The organism is Vibrio sp. 2130-1, from assembly GCF_033339515.1.
This window is the reverse complement of sequence record NZ_JAWOUT010000610.1, coordinates 1-549: the sequence shown is the minus strand read 5'-3', so window position 1 is coordinate 549 and position 549 is coordinate 1. Positions and strand designations below refer to the sequence as shown.

General features: G+C 40.8%; 1 protein-coding gene. It reads left to right on the top strand.

Annotated elements, in window-relative coordinates; genetic code table 11:
* A partial coding sequence (locus R7Q09_RS27685) for a hypothetical protein (RefSeq protein ID WP_318144152.1) occupies positions 1–549 on the top strand: 549 nt, incomplete at both ends.

Sequence of the window (549 nt, the reverse complement as noted above, 5' to 3'; positions counted from 1 at the left end):
CTGCCTCCTTTTTCTGACTTTGCGAAAGCATATGTTCGCTACCAGCAATCGCTTAACAAGAAAGATTCAACTACTTGGGCTTCATCACTTGTGTTCCTCTATCAAGCATTAGAAGAGCACGCTGCTCACAATGATAAATCTTCAGTTGATATAATGAACATCAACAATAATGTGATTGATCGCGTAGAGCAGAAGATACGGAGCAGTGATTTAGGTGCTGGCGGCAAACGCAATATCGGCCTTTCGTTCGAAAAGGTATTGAAATTCATCAAAGAAAAACGATTTAAACTAGATCTACAAGATTGGTCGAACCCGTTTCCTCGTCAATCTGACGCGAGCATAAAACTAGACGAAAAAAGTCGCAAGGAAATAGAAGATAAATGTCCGTCAGATTATCAGATGTTGCAGGTAGCAGACGCTTTTCATAAAGCTAAGACACCACGCCAGAAGTATTTTAGTAGTCTTTGCGTTATGTTGATGTGCCAGCCCAGCCGAAATACCGAATTGAATGGTTTGACTGTCAATTCATTACAGCGAAGTGATAAAGGT